17 protein-coding genes are annotated in these 18,289 nt (G+C 68.7%); 7 read left to right on the top strand and 10 right to left on the bottom strand.

The window, feature by feature from the left end:
- Positions 1 to 554 precede the first annotated feature (554 nt).
- The gene (locus tag AB0F51_RS10175; protein WP_360276920.1) at positions 555 to 758 is read right to left on the bottom strand and encodes a hypothetical protein; all 204 of its coding nucleotides are present in this window, start codon (positions 756 to 758) and stop codon (positions 555 to 557) included.
- Positions 759 to 1,026: 268 nt separating this feature from the next.
- On the opposite strand from AB0F51_RS10175, the gene AB0F51_RS10180 reads away from it, so the two are divergent.
- Together AB0F51_RS10180 and AB0F51_RS10185 are read left to right on the top strand one after the other, a co-directional pair.
- Positions 1,027 to 1,965, top strand: coding sequence for an AAA family ATPase (locus AB0F51_RS10180; RefSeq protein WP_360276921.1), 939 nt, complete (start codon positions 1,027 to 1,029; stop codon positions 1,963 to 1,965).
- A 2,603-nt stretch (positions 1,966 to 4,568) separates the two neighbouring features.
- Positions 4,569 to 5,561: a ParB/RepB/Spo0J family partition protein gene (locus AB0F51_RS10185; RefSeq protein ID WP_360276924.1), complete on the top strand. Its 993-nt coding sequence runs from the start codon at positions 4,569 to 4,571 to the stop codon at positions 5,559 to 5,561.
- Between the two features lie 824 nt (positions 5,562 to 6,385).
- Here the strand turns inward: AB0F51_RS10185 and AB0F51_RS10190 are convergent.
- From AB0F51_RS10190 to AB0F51_RS10205, 4 genes are all read right to left on the bottom strand, one after another.
- Positions 6,386 to 6,733 (bottom strand): DUF3817 domain-containing protein, encoded by a 348-nt coding sequence (locus AB0F51_RS10190; protein WP_360276926.1) that lies wholly within the window; start codon positions 6,731 to 6,733, stop codon positions 6,386 to 6,388.
- Entirely contained in the window at positions 6,730 to 7,563 is an 834-nt protein-coding gene (locus tag AB0F51_RS10195; protein WP_360276929.1) for an SURF1 family protein, read from the bottom strand. Before AB0F51_RS10195 ends, AB0F51_RS10190 begins: the two co-directional genes overlap by 4 nt.
- A gap of 7 nt (positions 7,564 to 7,570) precedes the next feature.
- Positions 7,571 to 8,518, bottom strand: coding sequence for a D-alanine--D-alanine ligase (locus AB0F51_RS10200; protein WP_360276931.1), 948 nt, complete (start codon positions 8,516 to 8,518; stop codon positions 7,571 to 7,573).
- 109 nt (positions 8,519 to 8,627) lie between these two features.
- Positions 8,628 to 9,938, bottom strand: a complete 1,311-nt coding sequence (locus tag AB0F51_RS10205; RefSeq protein ID WP_360276934.1) for a PLP-dependent aminotransferase family protein — start codon at positions 9,936 to 9,938, stop codon at positions 8,628 to 8,630.
- Between the two features lie 209 nt (positions 9,939 to 10,147).
- On the opposite strand from AB0F51_RS10205, the gene AB0F51_RS10210 reads away from it, so the two are divergent.
- Genes AB0F51_RS10210 through AB0F51_RS10225 form a run of 4 tightly spaced genes read left to right on the top strand, consistent with a single transcriptional unit; the run spans position 10,148 to position 12,082 of the window.
- Complete coding sequence (locus AB0F51_RS10210; RefSeq protein ID WP_360276937.1) at positions 10,148 to 10,324, top strand: hypothetical protein; 177 nt, start codon at positions 10,148 to 10,150, stop codon at positions 10,322 to 10,324.
- Positions 10,325 to 10,340: 16 nt separating this feature from the next.
- Positions 10,341 to 11,000 carry a GNAT family N-acetyltransferase gene (locus AB0F51_RS10215; RefSeq protein WP_360276940.1) on the top strand — a complete coding sequence of 220 codons (660 nt, stop codon included), beginning with the start codon at positions 10,341 to 10,343 and terminating at the stop codon, positions 10,998 to 11,000.
- The gene (locus AB0F51_RS10220) at positions 10,997 to 11,386 is read left to right on the top strand and encodes a DUF2784 domain-containing protein (RefSeq protein ID WP_360276943.1); all 390 of its coding nucleotides are present in this window, start codon (positions 10,997 to 10,999) and stop codon (positions 11,384 to 11,386) included. The genes AB0F51_RS10215 and AB0F51_RS10220 overlap by 4 nt, the downstream gene beginning before the upstream one ends.
- Positions 11,387 to 11,416: 30 nt before the next feature.
- Complete coding sequence (locus AB0F51_RS10225) at positions 11,417 to 12,082, top strand: permease prefix domain 1-containing protein (RefSeq protein ID WP_360276945.1); 666 nt, start codon at positions 11,417 to 11,419, stop codon at positions 12,080 to 12,082.
- Positions 12,083 to 12,094: 12 nt separating this feature from the next.
- On the opposite strand, the gene AB0F51_RS10230 is transcribed toward AB0F51_RS10225, so the two are convergent.
- Positions 12,095 to 12,442 carry a helix-turn-helix transcriptional regulator gene (locus AB0F51_RS10230; RefSeq protein WP_360276948.1) on the bottom strand — a complete coding sequence of 116 codons (348 nt, stop codon included), beginning with the start codon at positions 12,440 to 12,442 and terminating at the stop codon, positions 12,095 to 12,097.
- Between the two features lie 84 nt (positions 12,443 to 12,526).
- Here AB0F51_RS10230 and AB0F51_RS10235 point away from each other — a divergent pair, with 84 nt between their 5' ends.
- Positions 12,527 to 14,662 carry an MMPL family transporter gene (locus AB0F51_RS10235; RefSeq protein ID WP_360276951.1) on the top strand — a complete coding sequence of 712 codons (2,136 nt, stop codon included), beginning with the start codon at positions 12,527 to 12,529 and terminating at the stop codon, positions 14,660 to 14,662.
- A 39-nt stretch (positions 14,663 to 14,701) separates the two neighbouring features.
- On the opposite strand, the gene AB0F51_RS10240 is transcribed toward AB0F51_RS10235, so the two are convergent.
- From AB0F51_RS10240 to AB0F51_RS10255, 4 genes are all read right to left on the bottom strand, one after another.
- A complete protein-coding gene (locus AB0F51_RS10240; RefSeq protein ID WP_360276954.1) occupies positions 14,702 to 15,829 on the bottom strand; it encodes an N-acetylmuramoyl-L-alanine amidase in 1,128 nt (375 codons plus the stop codon).
- An 85-nt stretch (positions 15,830 to 15,914) separates the two neighbouring features.
- Positions 15,915 to 16,232 (bottom strand): thioredoxin, encoded by a 318-nt coding sequence (trxA, locus tag AB0F51_RS10245; RefSeq protein WP_360277282.1) that lies wholly within the window; start codon positions 16,230 to 16,232, stop codon positions 15,915 to 15,917.
- A gap of 59 nt (positions 16,233 to 16,291) precedes the next feature.
- Positions 16,292 to 17,278 carry a thioredoxin-disulfide reductase gene (trxB, locus tag AB0F51_RS10250; protein ID WP_360276957.1) on the bottom strand — a complete coding sequence of 329 codons (987 nt, stop codon included), beginning with the start codon at positions 17,276 to 17,278 and terminating at the stop codon, positions 16,292 to 16,294.
- Positions 17,279 to 17,422: 144 nt separating this feature from the next.
- Positions 17,423 to 18,184 carry a hypothetical protein gene (locus AB0F51_RS10255; protein WP_360276960.1) on the bottom strand — a complete coding sequence of 254 codons (762 nt, stop codon included), beginning with the start codon at positions 18,182 to 18,184 and terminating at the stop codon, positions 17,423 to 17,425.
- Positions 18,185 to 18,289: the final 105 nt, after the last annotated feature.

Consider the following 18,289-nt stretch of genomic DNA (forward strand, 5'->3'; position numbering starts at 1 on the left):
CACCCAGCAACCCCCGCCCAGGCCGAGTCCGCCACGCCCAACCAGGCTGTGGGCGATGTGCCCGACCAAGCCGAGGGCGCAACGCCCAGCCACGCGGAGGATACCGAGCCCGACCAGGCCGCGCGCAATCTGCCCAGCCGAGCCGAGGGCACCACGCCCAACTCGGCTGTAGGCAACCTGCCGGACCAAGCCGAGGACGCCACACCCGACCAGGCCGTAGGCAACGCGCCCACCGAGACCGCGACCGCCACGCCCGACCAGCCAGCAATGCCCGCGCCGGACCAGCCTGCGCCCACCACCCTCGACCAGCCTGCCCCCGCCGGTCCGGCTCAGCCACCAAACCTGGCGCCGACCCACTCGACCAGCCCGGCCTCCGGCCAATCCGAGGGCGCAACACCCGACCACGCTGTGGGCAATCTGCCCAGCCAGGCCGCGGGCGCGACGGCCGACCAGCCTGACCAGCCTGCGGCAGCCATCTTCGGCCAGCCTGCGGGCGTCGTGCCGGAGCAAGCACCAAACCTTGCGCCCGACCACTCGACCAGCACGGCCATCGGTCAGGCCACGAGTGCGACGACCGAGCAGTTGGCGAACCCGTCGACTGGCCAACCGACTGAGGCCGCGACACCCGAGCCGGCTGCCTCACCGGTCGCCCATGGGCTGACCGCGGCACCGGTGTTCGCCTCACCGACCCAGGCCCAGCCGTCCGCAGCCAGCTCCTCGCCAGCGGGTCCGTCAGCACTCCGAGCCGCCGCTTCCATCGGCCTGGGAGACCACCCCAGCGAGACCTCTTCAGAACCGGTTTCACGTGAAACCGAAGAGCCCGCAACCCCGGAAACGGACGCCGCGGACCGGCCTGAGGAAGAGTTCCCAGAATCACCCCGGCCTGTGGATGACTACCCCCTGGAAACGCCTCCTCACGCGGGAATTCATCCACAGGTGCCTGTGGATGAACCTGGGGGCAAACCCGCTCCGACCCCCACGGACATCCTCTTCGGGCCAAGTACCGCACCTATCGGAATGGGCGCTATGACTGCCGCACAGATCGCCGCGCGGGCCACCTCGGACGAGCTCCAGCGGCGACTTCTCGAGACTCCGATCGCCGCCGCCACCGAACGGACCCTGCTGGTGAATGAAGGACGCACGATGGGCCGCGAGTTCCCGCTGCCCGCAGAGACCCGGGTCTTCGTGGTCGCCAACCAAAAGGGCGGCGTCGGCAAGACCACCACCACCGTCAACGTCGCCGCGGGCCTGGCCCTGTACGGCGCACGCATCCTGGTGATCGACCTCGACCCCCAGGGCAACGCGTCGACGGCGCTGGGCATCGAGCACTCGGAAGGCACCCCTGGTGTCTACGAGGCGATCATCGAGGGGGAGCCGCTGAGCAAGCTGCTCGCCCCCTGCGCCGAGCACCCCGGCATCGTGGTCGTCCCGGCCACCATCGACCTGGCCGGCGCCGAGATCGAACTGGTCAGCATCGTCGCCCGCGAAAGCCGCCTGAAGAGAGCCCTCGACGCCCACCTGGCCGAGACAGAGGCTGCAGGCGAAAAGTACGACTACGTCTTCATCGACTGCCCGCCCTCACTAGGCCTGTTGACGGTGAACGCCCTCACCGCAGCCCGCGAAGTACTCGTCCCGATCCAAAGCGAGTACTACGCCCTCGAGGGCCTCTCCCAGCTGCTCCGCCACATCGACATGGTGAAGTCGCACCTGAATCCAACTCTCGACGTATCGACAATTCTCCTCACCATGTACGACGCCCGCACCAAACTGGCCGGCGAGGTAGCAGCCGAAGTCCGAGGCCACTTCCAGGACGCCGTACTCCGCACCGCGGTCCCACGCTCGGTCCGCATCTCCGAGGCCCCCAGCCACGGCCAAACAGTCCTGGCCTACGACCCAGCCTCCGCCGGCGCCCTCTCCTACCTAGAAGCCTCCCGAGAAATAGCCATGCGCAACACCCCCTCCTGACTAACAACCCCAACCCCCAGAACGGCCCGCCAACTCCCGGCGGGCCGTTCTGCATAACCCCCCAGAGCCGCGGCCAGGCGGCGTCTACTAGAAGGCGCAGCTCTCGGACTCGATACACGCGACGCCAGGCATCGCCCTCCCACAGCCAGTTGAGAACGAGATACCAACCGGCGCCTCCGCAGCGAGGGGGGACAGCATCGCACCCTCCCATCGGCCATCAGCGCCGCTCGACCGACTCACGGCGAGTAGAAGCCAGCGCACCCCCGCGATCACCAACCGACCCAAGCACCGCCGCCGCCGCATCGACCGCCACCCGAGGTCGCCGCACCCAGGACGGCGGCCGCCCGGACGCCAGGTTCTTCGCAGCGTGCTCGGGAAGCGTCCGGCGAACGTGGATTCCAGGCTGCTCTACCAGTTCGCCGGCGCGACGACTCCGAGCGGCCGCAGTCCAGGCATCGGCAGGGCAGAGGCACTGAACCCAGATTCGCCAGTGGAGCGGACATCACGTACCGAGCCGGAGAGCTCCCGCGACGAGCGGCAGTTGCCGGACGGCCTGCTGCGAACCACCGAGCGATGCCGGCTGCTGGCCGCAAGCCCTCAGGCGCTTGCCCTTCGGACGCCCGTACGTCGGCGGCCCGTCGCCGAACCGCTCGTACGCCGGCCCGCCGGGCCGGGCGGCGCGGATAGCGGTCTGGCGGGTGCTCGGGTGAGACTCAGCCGAGGGTGCCGGCCGCGACAGGCATCCCAGGAGTTCTCCAAGACTGGCGCGGTGGTTCGTAGTACTGGGGAACCGGCTGCATGGACGCCCGGTTCTGTTCGAGGCAGCTCCGGAGCCCGGATGCCGCGCGTCAACCCGCGGGAGCGGGCGAGGGTGAGTACTAGAGGACGGGGCGGGCGTGACGGTCGAGGTGATTGCCGGAGGCGCGCGACTCTGAGGCCGGCAGCACGCAGTCCGAGATGGGTTGGAGCTTCAGCTGCGGGAAGGATGGCTCCGCCGCGCGTCCTGGCTAGTGGGCGCACCAGGCGCGGTGCATGTCGAGAGCAGCCGTCGTGGTTCCACGTGAAACGTAGCGGGACTCCTGAGCGCGCGAGTTGCAGCTGACTCCGAGAGTGGCTGACGTGTTCCACGTGAAACAGAGGTCGATCAGCGCTTAGGGGAGCAGCGGCGCGTTGTATCTACGCATCGCACGGGCGATCTCTTCCTGGCTGGTTGCCGGGCTGATTGCGTGGGCGCTGGGTCGGACTGGACGACGTTCCACGTGAAACGGAAGGGCGGGAACGCGGTCGGCGGGCGACTGCGACCGGAGGAGTAGCGGGCTGCGTGGCGCAATGAGCTGATGACTTCGGATCATCGAACTTCTTCGGCATGAGGGCGGCTCTGTGAGTTCGAAAGAACGGGGAGCGGCTCGGGACGAGGAGCAAACGTGCCGGTGCCGATGAATACATCCGGATCGGCCAAGTGGATATGCGCTGCGCCCGGCGGAATCACGGCGGACCGTGCGGGGGCGTATTGAGCGGGCCGCCCTTGGGGGGTGCGCGTGCGCGGGGTGCTGGCAGCCACCAGACGTGTTGGCCCTCTGAAACGTCGACGGCGCCGACCCCGCTTCGTCGCGTACCGCACCGCCCCACGTCGCCTCGCACCCCCACCTCGCCTCGCGCCGCATCGCTTCGACCGCGCCGCGCTGCCCCGCTCGCATCGCCCCGACCTCGCCTCGCACTGTCTCGCCCCGCACTGTCTTGCCCCGCACCGCTCCGCCCAGCCCCGTGCCGCCCTGCTCCGCGCCGTCCTGCCTCGCATGCCCCGCTCCGCCGCGCTCCGCCTCGCTCGCGCCGCATTGTCTTGCCCGCACCGTCTTGTCCCCGGCGCCCCGCACCGCACCGCTTTGCCCCGCACCGCGACGCTCCGCCCGCCCGCTCCGCGACGCTCCGCCCGCCCGCTCCGCGACGCTCCGCCCCGCACCGCCCCGCTCTGCCTGCACCGCGACGCCGGTGGCTGCCCCAGCCGACATCAGTGCCGCATCAGCAGCCGGCTGTAGGGTCTGTTCTGATCCGCGGGCCGGTCGGCGGTCTGCCCAGCGCGGGCGGCATCGCCGGCGCGATCGGTCTCGATGTCGCGAGTTGCAGGCGTCGTAGCTGAGCGCCGGGGGTCGGCCTGTTCGACGGCTGGGGCGGCGCGGGTGACGAGTTCGGTTGCCGACCCAGGCCGACTGGCACTGGGCTTGGCCAGCGTTAGCCACGCCGCCGCGATGCGACATTGAAGTTCGGGGCGAGGTCGCGGGTGGGACACCGCTACTCGACTCGGTGGCGTGATGTCGACGACAGGTGCGAGTTCGGCCCATCCTGGGCGGTCGTCGGAGAGTGCGGCGCGGGGTCGTTTTGTGGTTGGTGTGGGAGGTTGGGGTTGGGTGGAGGTTAGTGTTTCTGGGGTTGGATTGGGTGGGGAAGGGTGGTGTGGGGGGTGGTTGTGTTCCACGTGAAACGGGAGATGGGCGGGGGGCCTGGTCTGTGGGGGTGGTGGGGGACCGGATACCGTGGCGCAGTTGGGTTGTGGGGCGGGGGATGTGGATGGGTGGATTGGTGAACTTGAGACTTAGGGAGCGGCGATGAATACGCGACTCGGACGTGGGCTCGGTGCGCTGATTCCCAGCACGCCGGCTCCTGGGGCGGGGAATGCGTTGGGGAGCAAGTCGAACTCGATTCCGGGGGCGCCGCCGGTGCCGGCTGGGCCTGAGCTTGCCGTGGTGCCGGGGGCGGAGTTCGCGGAGATCGAGGTCGACAAGATCTCGCCGAACCCGAAGCAGCCGCGCAGTGTGTTCGACGAGGACGCGATGGCGGAGCTGGTCCACTCGGTGAAGGAGATCGGTCTGCTCCAGCCGATCGTGGTGCGGCGGCTGACCGACACGACGTACGAGCTGGTGATGGGTGAGCGTCGTTGGCGGGCTACCCAGGAGGCCGGGCTTACGACGATTCCGGCGATAGTTCGGGAGACTTCCGACGATGTCATGCTCCGCGATGCGCTGTTGGAGAACCTGCACCGGAGCCAGCTGAACCCGTTGGAAGAGGCGGCTGCGTATCAGCAGATGCTCGACGACTTCGGGTGTACGCAGGAGGTGCTGGCGACGCGGATCGGTCGCTCGCGTCCGCAGATCTCCAATACGCTGCGTCTGCTGAAGCTGCCCGCGTCGGTGCAGCGTCGGGTCGCGGCTGGGGTCCTTTCGGCGGGGCATGCTCGGGCGCTGCTTGGGTTGCCGAGTGGAGATGCCATTGAGCGGTTGGCGCAGCGGATCGTTGCTGAGGGGCTGTCGGTGCGCACGGTCGAGGAGATCGTGTCGATGGGGGACATGTCGGCTGATGACCCGACGCCGGCTCGGCGGCGCAACAAGCCGGTGGCTCCGAGGCTCGTCGACCTGGCGGACCGGCTGTCTGATCGGTTCGAGACTCGGGTCAAGGTGGACCTCGGTAAGACCAAGGGGCGCATCACCGTTGAGTTCGCGACGATCGACGACCTGGAGCGGATCGTCACGTTGATGGACCCGACGAAGGGCGCTTCGGAGTCCGCGGGGTCTGAGCAGTCGACGGGGGCCGGGGACTCCTGAGTCTGGGCACCTTCCTCATCCGCCCTGTGGCATCTGTGATGTCACAGGGCGTTTTCTATGGAATCAGCGCGGTGCGTCTTCAGGTCGAGCTCGCTCAGGATGGCGCTCACAGAACTATTGGGCGCCTTTTGAGAGTCAGATCAGTTCTGAGCAGCTGGGCGGGATTTGTCGACATAGAGCTTTAGAGATGAATCTCGGGCCGATGTTTCATGTGAAACATCGCTCTGCGGTTGCCCGGAGGTGGTGGTGGCGTCGCACACGGGACGCGCGAAGCATTGGAGGGCCGGGGCGAGGCGGAGTTGCAGGGCTGCCTCGAGAGGGATCTCGGCAGAGCGGTACTGCGAGGTGGTTTGGTGCGCGCCTCCACCGGATCGGCCGTCGGCCGCCTGGTCGACCGGGCGCGATCCGGCGGCGCCGCTGGAGTCGGCCAGGTGGTCGAGCGGGTGCGGCCGGAGCCGGTCAGGTGATTGGAGCGGGTGTGGCCGGGGTCGGCGACGTGGACAGAGCGGAAGGCCGCCGCGAGGACGATGCCGGCAGGGCGGAAGTGCGGGGTTGGCCCGACGGGCCGATAGGGCGGCCGGGTGCCTCACCGCCATGTAGTCGACGCGAGGCGATCAGCCGCGGAGCCGGTCAGATGATTGGAGCGGGCGCGGCCGGAGTCGGTCACGTGGATAGAGCGGGGACCGCTGGGGTCGCTCACGTCGACAGAGCGGAGGGCGCCGGGGTTGGTTGGTCGTTCGGATCGGGCGGCGCCGGAGTTCGTTGAGTGACTGCAGGGGCGCCGCGGAGTCAGGCAGGCGTGCGGCGAGGTCGGTGGGGGTGGGTTAGGAGGGGGTTAGTTCGTGGGTTACTTTGCGTTCGGCGTAGAAGGAGAGGAAGGGGATGGTGCCGGCTAGGGCTACCAGGAGGAGGCGGGGGAGGGGCCAGCGGAGGCGGCGGGCCAGGTCGAAGGCGCCGAGGAGGTAGACGACGTACAGGAAGCCGTGCATCGGGCCGACCACGTTCATTGCTGACGGGTTGTCGCCGAGGTACTTCAGCGGCATCGCGACGAACAGCAGGACCAGCAGCATGACGCCGACGATGTAGGCGATCACGCGGTACCGGGTGAGGGCGCTCTTCACCGCCGGGGTGAGCGGGCTGGCGGACGTGGCGGGGTCTGCAGGGGAGGTCACGCTGAAACGGTACCGCTTGGCTCCAGGTCGTCCTCAAGCTGGTCGGAGCGGTGTGCGTCGAGCACCATCCGGCCCCACATCCACAGCGTGAACGCCGCGAAGATCCACCACTGGAAGGCGTAGGCCACGTTGCGCAACCCGGCATGATCGGTCGGCGGCGCGGGCGCCGGGACGATCGCGGGCGCCTCGCCGGCAGGCGCGCCAGCAGAGATAGATGACAGTACGACGAACGCGTCGTAGATCCGGTAGTCGACCAGGTGCACGATCGTCGGGATCCGCAGCGACTGCAGCGTCCGGCCCTTCGCGGCGTCACCCGAGGCGTCCTGAGCCTCCGACTGCGCGATAGCCCCACTCAGCGAGACCCGTCCACTCGGCGGTCGCGCGGCCGGATCCGAGACCGACGGCACCCAGCCGCGGACCACCATGACCGCGCCCTTCGAGTCATCCGTGCTGCCGGTCGAGTCCAGTACGACGGGAGTCACGACCCAGAAGCCGTCCCGATCACCCAGCCGGCGGTCCGTGATGAACAACTGGTCGACAGCCGGCCCCCACTCGCCCTCGACCGTCACCCGGCGCCCGACAGCCTTCGACGGCAGTCCCTCGTCGATCGTGAAGAGCGTGTGCAGCGGCACCGGCGCACCCTCGGCCCGCTTCGCCGTCGCAGCGGCGGTCTTCGACTGGTAGACGTCCAGTTGCCACACACCAAGCATCGACATCACCGAAGCGATCGCCAACGCGAGCAGCAGCAGGCCGGTCCAGCGCGGCGTGAGCACAGTTCGCCAAAGCGGTCGCACCGAGGGCACAGGCGAGGTGGTCGGCGCGACGGGCATCAGGACCTCAACGAGCAGCGGCCGCGGCCAGCAGGTCGCGGCACAGCACACCAAGCTCGATCCCGGCGGCCTCGGCGGCCAGCGGCACCAGCGACGTCTCGGTCATCCCCGGCGCCACGTTGACCTCGAGGAACCAAACCAGCCCGTCCGCGTCGACAACGAGATCCGAGCGCGACAGGTCCCGCAGCCCCAGCGCCCGATGCGCCGTCACGGCAGCCTCAGCACAAGCAAGAGCGACAGCGGCATTCAACCGAGCCGGTACGACGAACTGCGTCGCCCCCGCCGTATACCGAGCCTCGTAGTCGTAGAACCCAGAGTCAGGCTGGATCTCCACAGCCGGCAGCGCCCGCGGCCCATCGCCGGTGTCCACCACCGTGACAGCAACCTCGACACCGTCGATGTACCGCTCGATCAGCGCGACCGGTCCATACGCGTAGGAGTTCACCATCGCCGCTGGGAGCTCATCGGCCGAGCGCACGATCGAGGCGCCGAGCGCGGATCCACCCCGAGCGGGCTTGACCACGAGCGGCAGGCCGATCTGGCCGACCACGGCCTCCATCAGCGCGGCGGCGCCCAGTTCGCGGAAGGTGTCGTGCCCCAGTACGACGGACTGCGGCGTGTGCAGCCCGGCCGCACCGACCATCGTCGCCGCAACCGGCTTGTCGAAGGCAGTCCGGCAGGCCGCAGCATCGGCGCCGACGTACGGCACGCCGTACAGGTCGAGGACCTGGCGGAGTGCGCCGTCCTCACCGGTGACGCCGTGCAGGACCGGGAAGACCGCATCGGGCGGGTCGTTGCGCAGCCGCTCGACCAGGCTGGCGTCGACATCACGCTGCTCCACCTCGACGCCGACACTGCGCAGCGCGTCCGCGACGCGGCGCCCGGAGCGCAACGAGACGTCCCGCTCGTGCGAGAGTCCACCAGCCAGTACCAGCACTCGACCCAGATCACTCATAAGAAACTTTCCCGATCGCTCGTGGGCGACTCCGGCGGCCGCCGGTCCCGAGGCCCATTTGAACGGTACCGCTACCCGCGGGCCGATCCCTCGGGAGCCCGGTAAACCTTTAGCTAAGCTCCGGACCCGGAGCGTCGTAGTCGCGGCCGGCGCCAGGCTTCAGCGGGCCGAAGGTCTGCCGGAGCTCGAGCTCCTCGTTGATCACCGCGGCGAGCCGGGCGACCCCTTCGGTGATCCGCTCCGGTGTCGGATGACAGTAGGACAGCCGCATGCACTGCGAGCCGAAGCCGTCCGAGAAGAACGCCGTCCCGGGCACATACGCGACTCGCGCAGTCACCGCTCGTGGCAGCATCGCCTTCGCGTCCAGCCCACCGGGCAGCGTCAGCCAGACGTAGAACCCACCACCAGGCCGGGTCCACGTCGTTGCCGCGGGCATCTTGTCGGCGAGTGCCGCGAGCATCGCGTCCCGCCGCTCGCGGTACATCTCCTGGAACTGCTTCACCTGACCGAGCCAGTCGTGCCGGCTCAGGTACGACGAAATCGCGAGCTGGCTGAACACCGGCGGACACAAGGTCGCCGACTCCTGCGCCAGCACCAGCTTCTCCCGTACTGCGTGCGGCGCCACGGCCCAGCCGACCCGGAAACCCGGAGCGAACGTCTTGGAGAACGACCCGAGGTAGATGACCCCTTCGCGATCGTCGGCCCGCAGCGCGCGCTTCGGCCCGCCGTCGAACCCGAGCAGCCCGTACGGGTTGTCCTCGAGGATCAGCAGATCGGCCCGCTGGCAGATCTCCAGCACCTTGCGGCGGCGCGAGTCGGCCAGCGAGACACCGGCCGGGTTGTGGAAGTTCGGGATCGTGTAGAAGAACTTGATCTTCTTGCCGGCCGCCCGGACGGTGGCGATTGCCTGCTCCAGCGCCTCCGGTACGACGCCGTCGTCGTCCATCGCGACGTGAACGACCTCACACTGATAAGCCCGGAAAACCCCCAGTGCACCCACGTACGACGGGGCTTCGCAGATCACCACGTCGCCCGGATCACAGAACACCCGGGTGACCAGGTCGACCGCCTGCTGACTCCCGACGGTCACCACGACGTCGTCGGGATGGGCGTCGATCCCCTCGATCCGCATCACGTCGCAGATCTGGTCGCGCAGCGTCGGGTCGCCCTGGCCGGAGCCGTACTGCATCGCGACCGAGCCGTGGTCGACCACCAGGTCGCGGACCGCGCCGCCCACCACATCGAGCGGAAGCCCTGCAATATTGGGCATTCCGCCCGCGAGCGAGACCACCTCGGGGCGGCTGGCTACCGAGAAGAGCGCCCGGATCTCGGACGCCGTCATGCCCTTGGTCCGTGCCGCGTACCGGTCGACGTAGTTGTCGAGACGGGTCTGCCGGACGTCGGGCAGGTCAGCACTCACGGAGCAACTCCAAGAACAGGCGACGAGGGGCATGCCGGGGAAGGCACCAAGGCTACGCCGAACCGGCCGAGCGCGCGCCCGGGCTGTGGATCGGTGCAACCTCTCACTACCATGCCTTATAGGGGCAGCTTCGACCATGGTGCCGACTGGTGGCTGAGACGGTCACCGGCCCTCGGCGCCACCTGGAGTGCTGCGGAAGGCAGGATCGGATGAGCGTGGGCAAGGCGTTCGGATGGACGCTCGGCGGACTACTGCTCGGCGTACTCGCCGGGTTCGCGGGTGAACTCTTCAGACGGCAACCCGCGGCCAAGGTGCAACAGCGCTACGTCGCCCCCGAGGCGGCCGAGACCCCCGGCGCCCGGACGCCGGCGCCGGCCGCCCGGTGAGCCAACGGATCTCCTGATGGCACGACGGCTGGAACCGCTCACGCTCGCGAATCTCGACGAGCTGCCGGTGCCCTGCCGCTCCTGCGTGTTCTGGGAGCTCGATCCGGTCGCGGCACGGCAGGCGAGCCGCAACGGCGGCACCCAGCTGGAGAAGGAGGCCTGGCTCTCCCAGCTGCTGCTCGACTGGGGCACTGCCGGAGTCGTCCTGTACGTCGACGACTCCCCGGCCGGCTATGCGGTCTACGCGCCCGCTGCGTACCTGCCCAGGACCCAGGCCTTCCCGACCGCTCCCGTCAGCCCAGACGCCGTAGTACTGGCGACTGGGCGGATTCTGCCGCGGTACCTCGGGATGGGGCTCGGCAAGATCCTGGTCCAGGCCGTGGCGAAGGATGTGCTCAAGCGTGGCTTCAAGGCTGTCGAGGCGTTCGGCGACAACCGGTGGGACGGGCCGGGGTGCGTCTGGCCGACCGACTTCCTGCAGGCGGTCGGGTTCGCCGTAGTACGGGATCATCCGCGCAATCCACGCCTGCGGCTGGATCTCCGCTCGGCCGTCACCTGGCGCAGCGAGATGGAGGCCGCGCTCGAACGCCTGATGGGCGCGATCCGGCCCGAACCAGCCCGGCCGGCACCCGCCGCTGTCCGTGACACGGTCAAGCGCGGGACGGACCTGCCATGATCTACCGGCTGCTGGCCGACGGGATGATGATCCTGCACGGCGCCTTCCTGCTGTTCTTCGTGATCGGCGGCTTCCTGGCCTGGAAGTGGCGGCGAGTGATCTGGGCCCATCTGGCCGTCGGCCTGTGGAACATCACCATCGTTCTGCTCGACTTCGAGTGCCCGGTGACCGGCGTGGAGAAGCACTGGATGCGCAAGGGCGGCGAGGAGCCGTACGCCGGCGGCTACATCAAGCACTACCTCGACGGCACCATCTGGCCGGCCGGCTACACCTGGCTGGCCGAGATCGTCGGCTTCGCGCTGTTGGTGATCTCCTACATCGGCCTGTACTTCGTCAGTCGGCACAGCCGGCGAACCAGGGAGGACTCAGTGGAGTCCCGGACGTGATTCCGGGTTGAAGTCCCCATACTGGTAGCCGTGTCCAGCCACGGAACCCTCGTCCAGGACCCGGTCGAGCAGTACCTGACCGGACTGAGTCGCGCCCTGGTGGGACCGCGCCGCCGCAAGGCTGACCTGCTGGCCGAGGCGCGGGACAGCCTGGTCGACGCCACGGAGGCCTACGAAGCGGATGGGTTCGGTCCCCGCGAAGCGGCCGAGCGGGCGGTGGCCGACTTCGGCGACCTGGCCGAGGTCGTCCCGGGCTACCGCTCGGAGCTCGGGATCGCACAGGGACGCCGTACTGCGGTCCTGCTGGTCCTCGTGATGCTCGCTCAGCCGATCGTGTGGCTGGAGGGTGTCTGGAGCTGGAACCAGCAGCCTGTCTCGGACAATCCGCTCGTCCTCTTCCTGAACGACCTGGTGCAGCTGGTCGGAATGGTGGCGATGGCCGGCAGCGTTCTCGCCCTGGTCGCCACCGGGATCGGGCTGCGTGTTCCCCTGGTCCGCGATCGGGCGACCAAGCTGACGGCACGGTTCGCCTTGTCGAGCTGTGCCGCGGTAAGCCTCATCGGGCTGCTGCTTGCGATCACCAGCGCGACAGTGCACGGCAACGGCGCGGCAGGGCTCGGCGCGGTCAGTGGTTTCGTCATCGCACCGCTGCTGCTTGTCAGCCGCTCAGCCCACCGCTGCCTACGGCTGGCCTGAACCTGCTCAGACCTAGGCCTGCTCGGGCCTAGGCTGCTCCGGCCGGGGCTGCAGGACGCCTTCGACGACAGCGCGGAACGTCGCCCACTCGGACTTGCCGGTGGCGAGCATCTTCTCGCCGGCTGACGTCAGCTGGTACGTACGCCGCTTGCGTCCGCCCACAGTGCTCCATTCGCTGGCCAGGTAGCCGGCCCGCTCCAGTCGCCGCAGCGCCGGGTAGAGCGTGCCGGTCGGCAGGTCCAGCTCGCCGCCGCTGCGCTCGAGCAGCGCCTCCATGATCGCGTAACCGTGCAGCGGCTCCGACTCGACCACGGCCAGGATCATCGGGTCCAGGTGCCCGCGCAGCGCATCCGCCTTCATGTAGGCAGTCTACTCATAAGCGTGTTACCGTCGCTAGACGACATGTAGATGAGCTACATGTAGACGCGCACGAAAGGATCCGAGATGTTGCATCGGGTGGCGGGCTGGGCGATGCGCCGGGCGGGCTTGGCTGTCGCGCTGTGGGTGGTGGCCCTGGTCGCGGTGACGGCGGGGTCGGCGCTGATCGGCAATGCCTACAAGAACGACAACTCGCTGCCGGGGACGGACTCGCAGCGGGTGATCGACACCTTCGCCGAGCACCAGCCGCAGGGTGCGACCGAGTCGGTCCAGATCGTGGTGCACGACGAGAGTGGGCTGGCCGCGGAGAAGAGCCGGATCGGCGGGATGCTGACGGAGGTCGGCAAGCTGCCGCACGTGAGTGGCGTCGCCGACCCCTTCACCGCGAATGGCTCTTTGTCGACAGACGGCAAGACGGCGTACGCGACCGTCCAGCTCGACGTCCCCGCGGCGGACATGCCGGCCGAGGACGTCCGGTCGATCATCCACAAGGCACAGGAGATCGCCGGCGACGGGCTGCAGGTCGAGCTGGGCGGTGACCTGGTCCGGGAGGCTCAGGAGAGCGGCGGTGGAGCGTCGGAGGGCGCGGGAATCCTTGCTGCGTTGGTGATTCTGGTCTTCCTCTTCGGTTCCCTGCTCGCCGCCAGCCTTCCACTGCTGACCGCCGTCTTCGCCGTCGGCAGCACGCTAGGCCTGCTGGTGCTGGCTTCTCACGTCTTCACGATCCCCGACTACACGGCTCCGGTGATGATGCTGGTCGGTCTCGGTGTCGGCATCGACTATGCGCTGCTGATCTTCTCCCGGTACCGCAGCGAGCTGCTCAAGGGAGCCGAACGCCCGCAGGCAAGCCGGATAGCACTCGACACCGCCGGCCGTTCCGTCCTGTTCGCAGGTTGCACCGTGGTGATCGCCCTGCTGGGTCTACTGGCTCTCGGACTCGGTTCGCTGCAAGGTCTCGCGCTCGGTGTGACCGTCACGGTGCTGATGACCATGCTGGCGGCCGTGAGTCTGTTGCCCGCGTTGCTCACCTTGTTCGGCAAGCGGATCGAGCGCAGTGTTCGCAAGCACGCGGCCAAGTCGCGGCGGCACCCCGGCGACGGCTGGCGCAAGCTCGCGACGATCGTTCAGCGTGGTCCGTGGATCCCGTTGGTGCTCGGAACCGCCGCCCTGGTTGCGCTCTGCCTGCCGGCGCTCGACCTGCGGCTCGGCTTCGCGGACGCCGGTACCGACGACCCGGCCAAGACCAGCCGCAAGGCCTATGACCTGCTGGCGAAGGGATTCGGGCCCGGCTTCAACGGTCCGCTGATCGTCGTCGCGGACGGGTCGCCGGCGGCGGCGCAGGCCCTGAACGCCAAGCTGGCAACGGATCCGGGTATCGCCGCAGTGACGCCTCCGCAACAACTTGCCGATGGCAAGGTTTCCACTGTGCTGGTGTTCCCGAAGTCGGCACCGCAGGACGCGGCGACGAGTGATCTGGTCCAGCGCCTTCGCAAAGAGACGCTGCCGCATCTGGCCGGCCAGACCAACGCGACGTACCTGGTCGGTGGGTCGACCGCGGCCGCTGACGACTTCGCCGGTGCGGTGAGCAACCGGCTGCCGTACTTCGTCCTCATCGTGGTCGGGCTGTCCGCCCTGCTGCTGACGGCGGTGTTCCGGTCAGTACTGATTCCGCTCAAGGCCGCCGTCCTCAACCTGCTCAGCATCGGCGCCTCGCTCGGCGTCATCACGCTGGTCTTCCAGCAGGGCTGGTTCGGCGCGCAGGAAGGGCCGATCGAGGCGTTCGTCCCGGTGATGATCTTCGCCATCGTGTTCGGCCTGTCGATGGACTACGAGGTGTTCCTGATCTCCCGGGTGCACGAGGAGTGGCGGCGGACCGGCGATGCCCGGGAGGCTGTCAAGGAAGGGCTCGCGAACACCGGCAGCGTGATCACCGCCGCGGCCGCGATCATGATCGTCGTCTTCGGCGCCTTCCTGCTCAGCCCCGACCGGATGCTGAAGCAATTCGGTCTTGGCCTCGCGGTCGCCGTCCTGCTCGACGCGTTGCTGATCCGCTGCGTGATCGTGCCCGCCGTACTGCGCCTGATGGGCCCCAGCGCCTGGTGGCTCCCGGGCTGGCTCGACCGCCTGCTCCCGTCCATCGCCCTCGAGCGCGAGGAGCCGGCGGACGTAGTACCGGTTGAGCAGGAGCGGCAGACCGTCTGAGTTCGAGGGCGGGTCGGACAGTCCGATCCGCCCTGAACGTCAGACCGTGAGTTGGCCCAGGCGCAGCATGCCGGTGGCCGCGTCCTGCTCCGGCGGGAGGTAGACGCGCTGGATCGCGACCACGATCGCCTCGGCGATCACGTCCCGGAAGGCCGGGTCGGCCAGTCGCGAGGCGTCGTGCGGGTTGGTCACGTAGCCGATCTCCAGCCGGACCGCGGGCATCTTGGTGCGGCGCAGCAGGTCCCAGGTCTTCTGGTGGGTGCGGCAGTTCAGCAGGTCGGTCCGCGCGACGATCTCGCGCTGCACCAGGCCGGCGAACTGCTCGCCGACGCTGGACGAGGCGCCGTGCAGGTCGGTGCCGTAGTAGTACGTCGCGACGCCCTGCGCCTCCGGGTTCATCGAACCGTCGGTGTGCAGCGAGACGCACAGGTTGGCGTCCGTCTCGTTGGCGAACGCGGCCCGGGCCAACTCGTCCGGCCCCTGGTCCCGCCCCCGCGACAGATAAGCCCGTACGCCGGTAGCGCCCAGCCGGCCCTCGATCCGGGAAGCCAGGTCGTAGGCCACGTCGGACTCGCGCAGCCCGAACCCTTCCCAGCCGTAGTCGAAGCCACCGTGCCCGGGGTCGATCACGACGGTCTTGCCCGACAGTCGCGGACCGGCCGCCCGAACAGCCTCGGACGCCCGCAACGCGTCGGGCCTGCCACCGGTCGCCATCGGGCGGATCCGCTGCAGCGCCTTGAAGGTGGAGGGGCCGCAGGTGCCGTCGGCAGGCAGGCCCATGTTGCGCTGGAACTCGGTCACCGCGCGCTGGGTGTCCGCTCCGAAGATGCCGTCGACGCGGGCGACCGCGAAGCCCAGCTCCTGCAGTTTCGCCTGCAGCGCCTGGACGTCGTCGCCGGTGAGCGGATGCGAGACGACGTACGTCAGCAGCCGGTCGCCCAGCCGCCAACGTGCGTCGTCGATCGCACGGTACGTCTGCGGACCGACGATGCCGTCGATCATCAGTCCGCGTTGCTGCTGGAACCCCCGCACGGCATTGGCGGTCGCCTCGTCGTAGACGGAGTGACCACCTGGCTCCAGCAGCCCGAGCCGCTGAAGCTTTCCGATGATCTCGGCAACGGCCTCACCGCTGTCGCCGATTCGGTAGATGCCCTGGGAGGCTGCCATCAATGCTCCTTGCCGTGCGGCGGAAGTACGTTCGTTACCGAACGTCAAAGCAGTATCTCAGCCGGTGAAGTCACCCGGTACTGCGTCAGCTTGTAAACGCGGCCAGCTCCTTGAGCAGCGCGGCCTTCGGCTTGGCGCCGACGATGGACTTGGCCAGCTCGCCGTTCACGTAGACGTTGATGGTGGGGATGGAGACCACCCGGTAGTTGCTCGGGGTGACCGGGTTCTCGTCCACGTTCATCTTCAGGAACGTCAGCTTGTCGCTGTGGTCGCCGGCCAGCTCCTCCAGGATCGGCGAGACCTGACGGCACGGACCGCACCACTCTGCCCAGAAGTCGACCAGGACCGGCTTGTCGCTCTTCAGCACGGTCGCGTCGAACTCGGCGTCGGTCACTGCGTTCATCTTCTCGCCCACGGCGATCTCCTTAAGGGGTTGTTGCTCGAAGTGGTGGTGGTCGGAACTCAGACGGTGACGGGCTCGGTGGCCTCGGCGGCCGCGGCGGTCGCCTCGAACTCCAGCGTGGCCAGGAACCGCTCGGCGTCCAGGGCTGCGGCACAACCGGTGCCGGCGGCCGTGATGGCCTGGCGGTAGGTGTGGTCGACCAGGTCGCCCGCGGCGAACACACCGGGCAGGTTGGTCCGGGTGCTGTCGTTCTGGACCAGGACGTAACCCTCCTCGTCCAGGCGCACCTGGCCCCTGACCAGCTCGGAGCGCGGGTCGTGACCGATCGCGATGAACAGTCCGGTGATCGGCAGTTCACGGGTCTCGCCGGTGACGGTGTCCCGGATGACGATCCCGGTCAGCTTGTCGTCGCCCTTGATCTCGGCGACCTCGGAGTTCCAGGCGAACTCGATCTTGTCGTTGCTGAACGCGCGCTCGGCCATGATCTTCGACGCCCGCAGCTCGTCGCGGCGGTGCACGATGGTGACCTTGTCGGCGAACCGGGTCAGGAAGGTGGCCTCCTCGATCGCGGTGTCGCCACCGCCGATCACGGCGATCTCCTGCTGGCGGAAGAAGAAGCCGTCGCAGGTCGCACACCAGGACACACCGTGGCCGGACAGCCGCTCCTCGTCCGGCAGGCCGAGCTTGCGGTAGCCCGAGCCCATCGCCAGGATGACGGCCTTGGCGCGGTGCACGGTCCCGGCGGAGTCGGTGACGGCCTTGATCTCACCGGTCAGGTCGACGGCGACGATGTCGTCGGCGACCAGCTCGGCGCCGAAGCGCTCCGCCTGGGTCCGCATCTCGTCCATCAGCGCCGGGCCCATGATGCCCTCGGCGAAGCCCGGGTAGTTCTCCACCTCGGTGGTGGTCATCAGCGCGCCACCGGCCGTGACGGAGCCCTCGAAGACGAGCGGCGCCAGCTGGGCACGGGCGGCATAGACCGCGGCCGTGTAGCCGGCCGGGCCGGAGCCGATGATGATGACGTTGCGGACTGCTGCCTCGCTCATACAGGCGTTCCTCGGTGTCGTCGAGACGGTCATTACGTCGTACTCAACGGATCCTAGAGGCCGACCATTCCCACGGTACCCATAGGCCACTGAGGGCATGCCGCCGCCTCACCGAGTGGACGCGGCCCGCCTCACCGCACGGGGTCACCGCTTACGCAACGTCACCGAGGTCTCGTAGAACGGCGCCGCGACGCCGGCCACACCGCTACATCCGGTCACCACGGTGACCTGGATGTCCCGTTGCGAGCCGCCCTGCAGACCGATCACCGTCGCGCGCTTGCCGTCGACCTTGGCCTGCTGGACCAGCCGCAGCGCACCACCGGACCGGTCAGTGGCGAACTTCCGGGCGCACTCGACCTCAGCCTGGCCGGCGTGCAGCACGGGACCGTTGGCGTTCTCCAGCCAGCGTTGGACGTTGGGGCCGACCTGATCGCTGGTCAGTGCCGGGACCGAATCGGTCGGCACGGTCGGGTTGATCCCGGCCACGCCCTTCTTGCCCTGGTCGCCCGTAGCGATCACGACTCCCACGCCGATCGCCGCGACCACGATCACGCCGGCGGCGGCGAGGACCAGCTTCGGCAGATGCCGGCGCGGCTCCTCCCGCAGCTGGACCAGCGAGTGCACACCGACGGTGGAGGCTCGTAGTACGGACTCGGAGACCAGGACGGCGTCCAGGTGCTCGGCGACGTGGGTCGGCATCGGGATGTCCGCGCGGCCCTCGTCGGCGAGGTCTTCGGTCAGTTGGACCAAGGCGTCGTACGTCTGCTGGCAGTCCGGGCAAGCCTTCACATGCTCACGAGCCCGATGGGCCTCGGGGGCTGGTAGCAGGTTCTCGATCAGGTCGGCGATGGTGTCCGTGTCCAGGTGCTCGAGGTGCTCACTGGTCGGCAGACCTGATTCGGTCATCGGGTTCTCGCCTCCTCACGGGAGGTGCGCAGTGTGGTCATCGGTGAAATGCTCCGGTCGGCGATCACGGGGTCGCAGGGTGGCGACTCCGCTTCGACGAGACGC

It is taken from the genome of Kribbella sp. NPDC023855, from assembly GCF_040639475.1.
In the GTDB taxonomy this organism is placed as follows: domain Bacteria; phylum Actinomycetota; class Actinomycetes; order Propionibacteriales; family Kribbellaceae; genus Kribbella.

What these genes read in the sequence shown, in the direction of transcription:
- AB0F51_RS10175 (WP_360276920.1), bottom strand. Translation starts at nt 758, where the DNA reads ATGGAAGCGGCGGCTCGGAGTGCTGACGGACCCGCTGGCGAGGAGCTG.
- AB0F51_RS10180 (WP_360276921.1), top strand. Translation starts at nt 1,027, where the DNA reads ATGACTGCCGCACAGATCGCCGCGCGGGCCACCTCGGACGAGCTCCAG.
- AB0F51_RS10185 (WP_360276924.1), top strand. Translation starts at nt 4,569, where the DNA reads ATGAATACGCGACTCGGACGTGGGCTCGGTGCGCTGATTCCCAGCACG.
- AB0F51_RS10195 (WP_360276929.1), bottom strand. Translation starts at nt 7,563, where the DNA reads ATGCCCGTCGCGCCGACCACCTCGCCTGTGCCCTCGGTGCGACCGCTT.
- AB0F51_RS10200 (WP_360276931.1), bottom strand. Translation starts at nt 8,518, where the DNA reads ATGAGTGATCTGGGTCGAGTGCTGGTACTGGCTGGTGGACTCTCGCAC.
- AB0F51_RS10210 (WP_360276937.1), top strand. Translation starts at nt 10,148, where the DNA reads ATGAGCGTGGGCAAGGCGTTCGGATGGACGCTCGGCGGACTACTGCTC.
- AB0F51_RS10215 (WP_360276940.1), top strand. Translation starts at nt 10,341, where the DNA reads ATGGCACGACGGCTGGAACCGCTCACGCTCGCGAATCTCGACGAGCTG.
- AB0F51_RS10220 (WP_360276943.1), top strand. Translation starts at nt 10,997, where the DNA reads ATGATCTACCGGCTGCTGGCCGACGGGATGATGATCCTGCACGGCGCC.
- AB0F51_RS10230 (WP_360276948.1), bottom strand. Translation starts at nt 12,442, where the DNA reads ATGAAGGCGGATGCGCTGCGCGGGCACCTGGACCCGATGATCCTGGCC.
- AB0F51_RS10235 (WP_360276951.1), top strand. Translation starts at nt 12,527, where the DNA reads ATGTTGCATCGGGTGGCGGGCTGGGCGATGCGCCGGGCGGGCTTGGCT.
- AB0F51_RS10240 (WP_360276954.1), bottom strand. Translation starts at nt 15,829, where the DNA reads ATGGCAGCCTCCCAGGGCATCTACCGAATCGGCGACAGCGGTGAGGCC.
- trxA (WP_360277282.1), bottom strand. Translation starts at nt 16,232, where the DNA reads ATGAACGCAGTGACCGACGCCGAGTTCGACGCGACCGTGCTGAAGAGC.
- trxB (WP_360276957.1), bottom strand. Translation starts at nt 17,278, where the DNA reads ATGAGCGAGGCAGCAGTCCGCAACGTCATCATCATCGGCTCCGGCCCG.
- AB0F51_RS10255 (WP_360276960.1), bottom strand. Translation starts at nt 18,184, where the DNA reads ATGACCGAATCAGGTCTGCCGACCAGTGAGCACCTCGAGCACCTGGAC.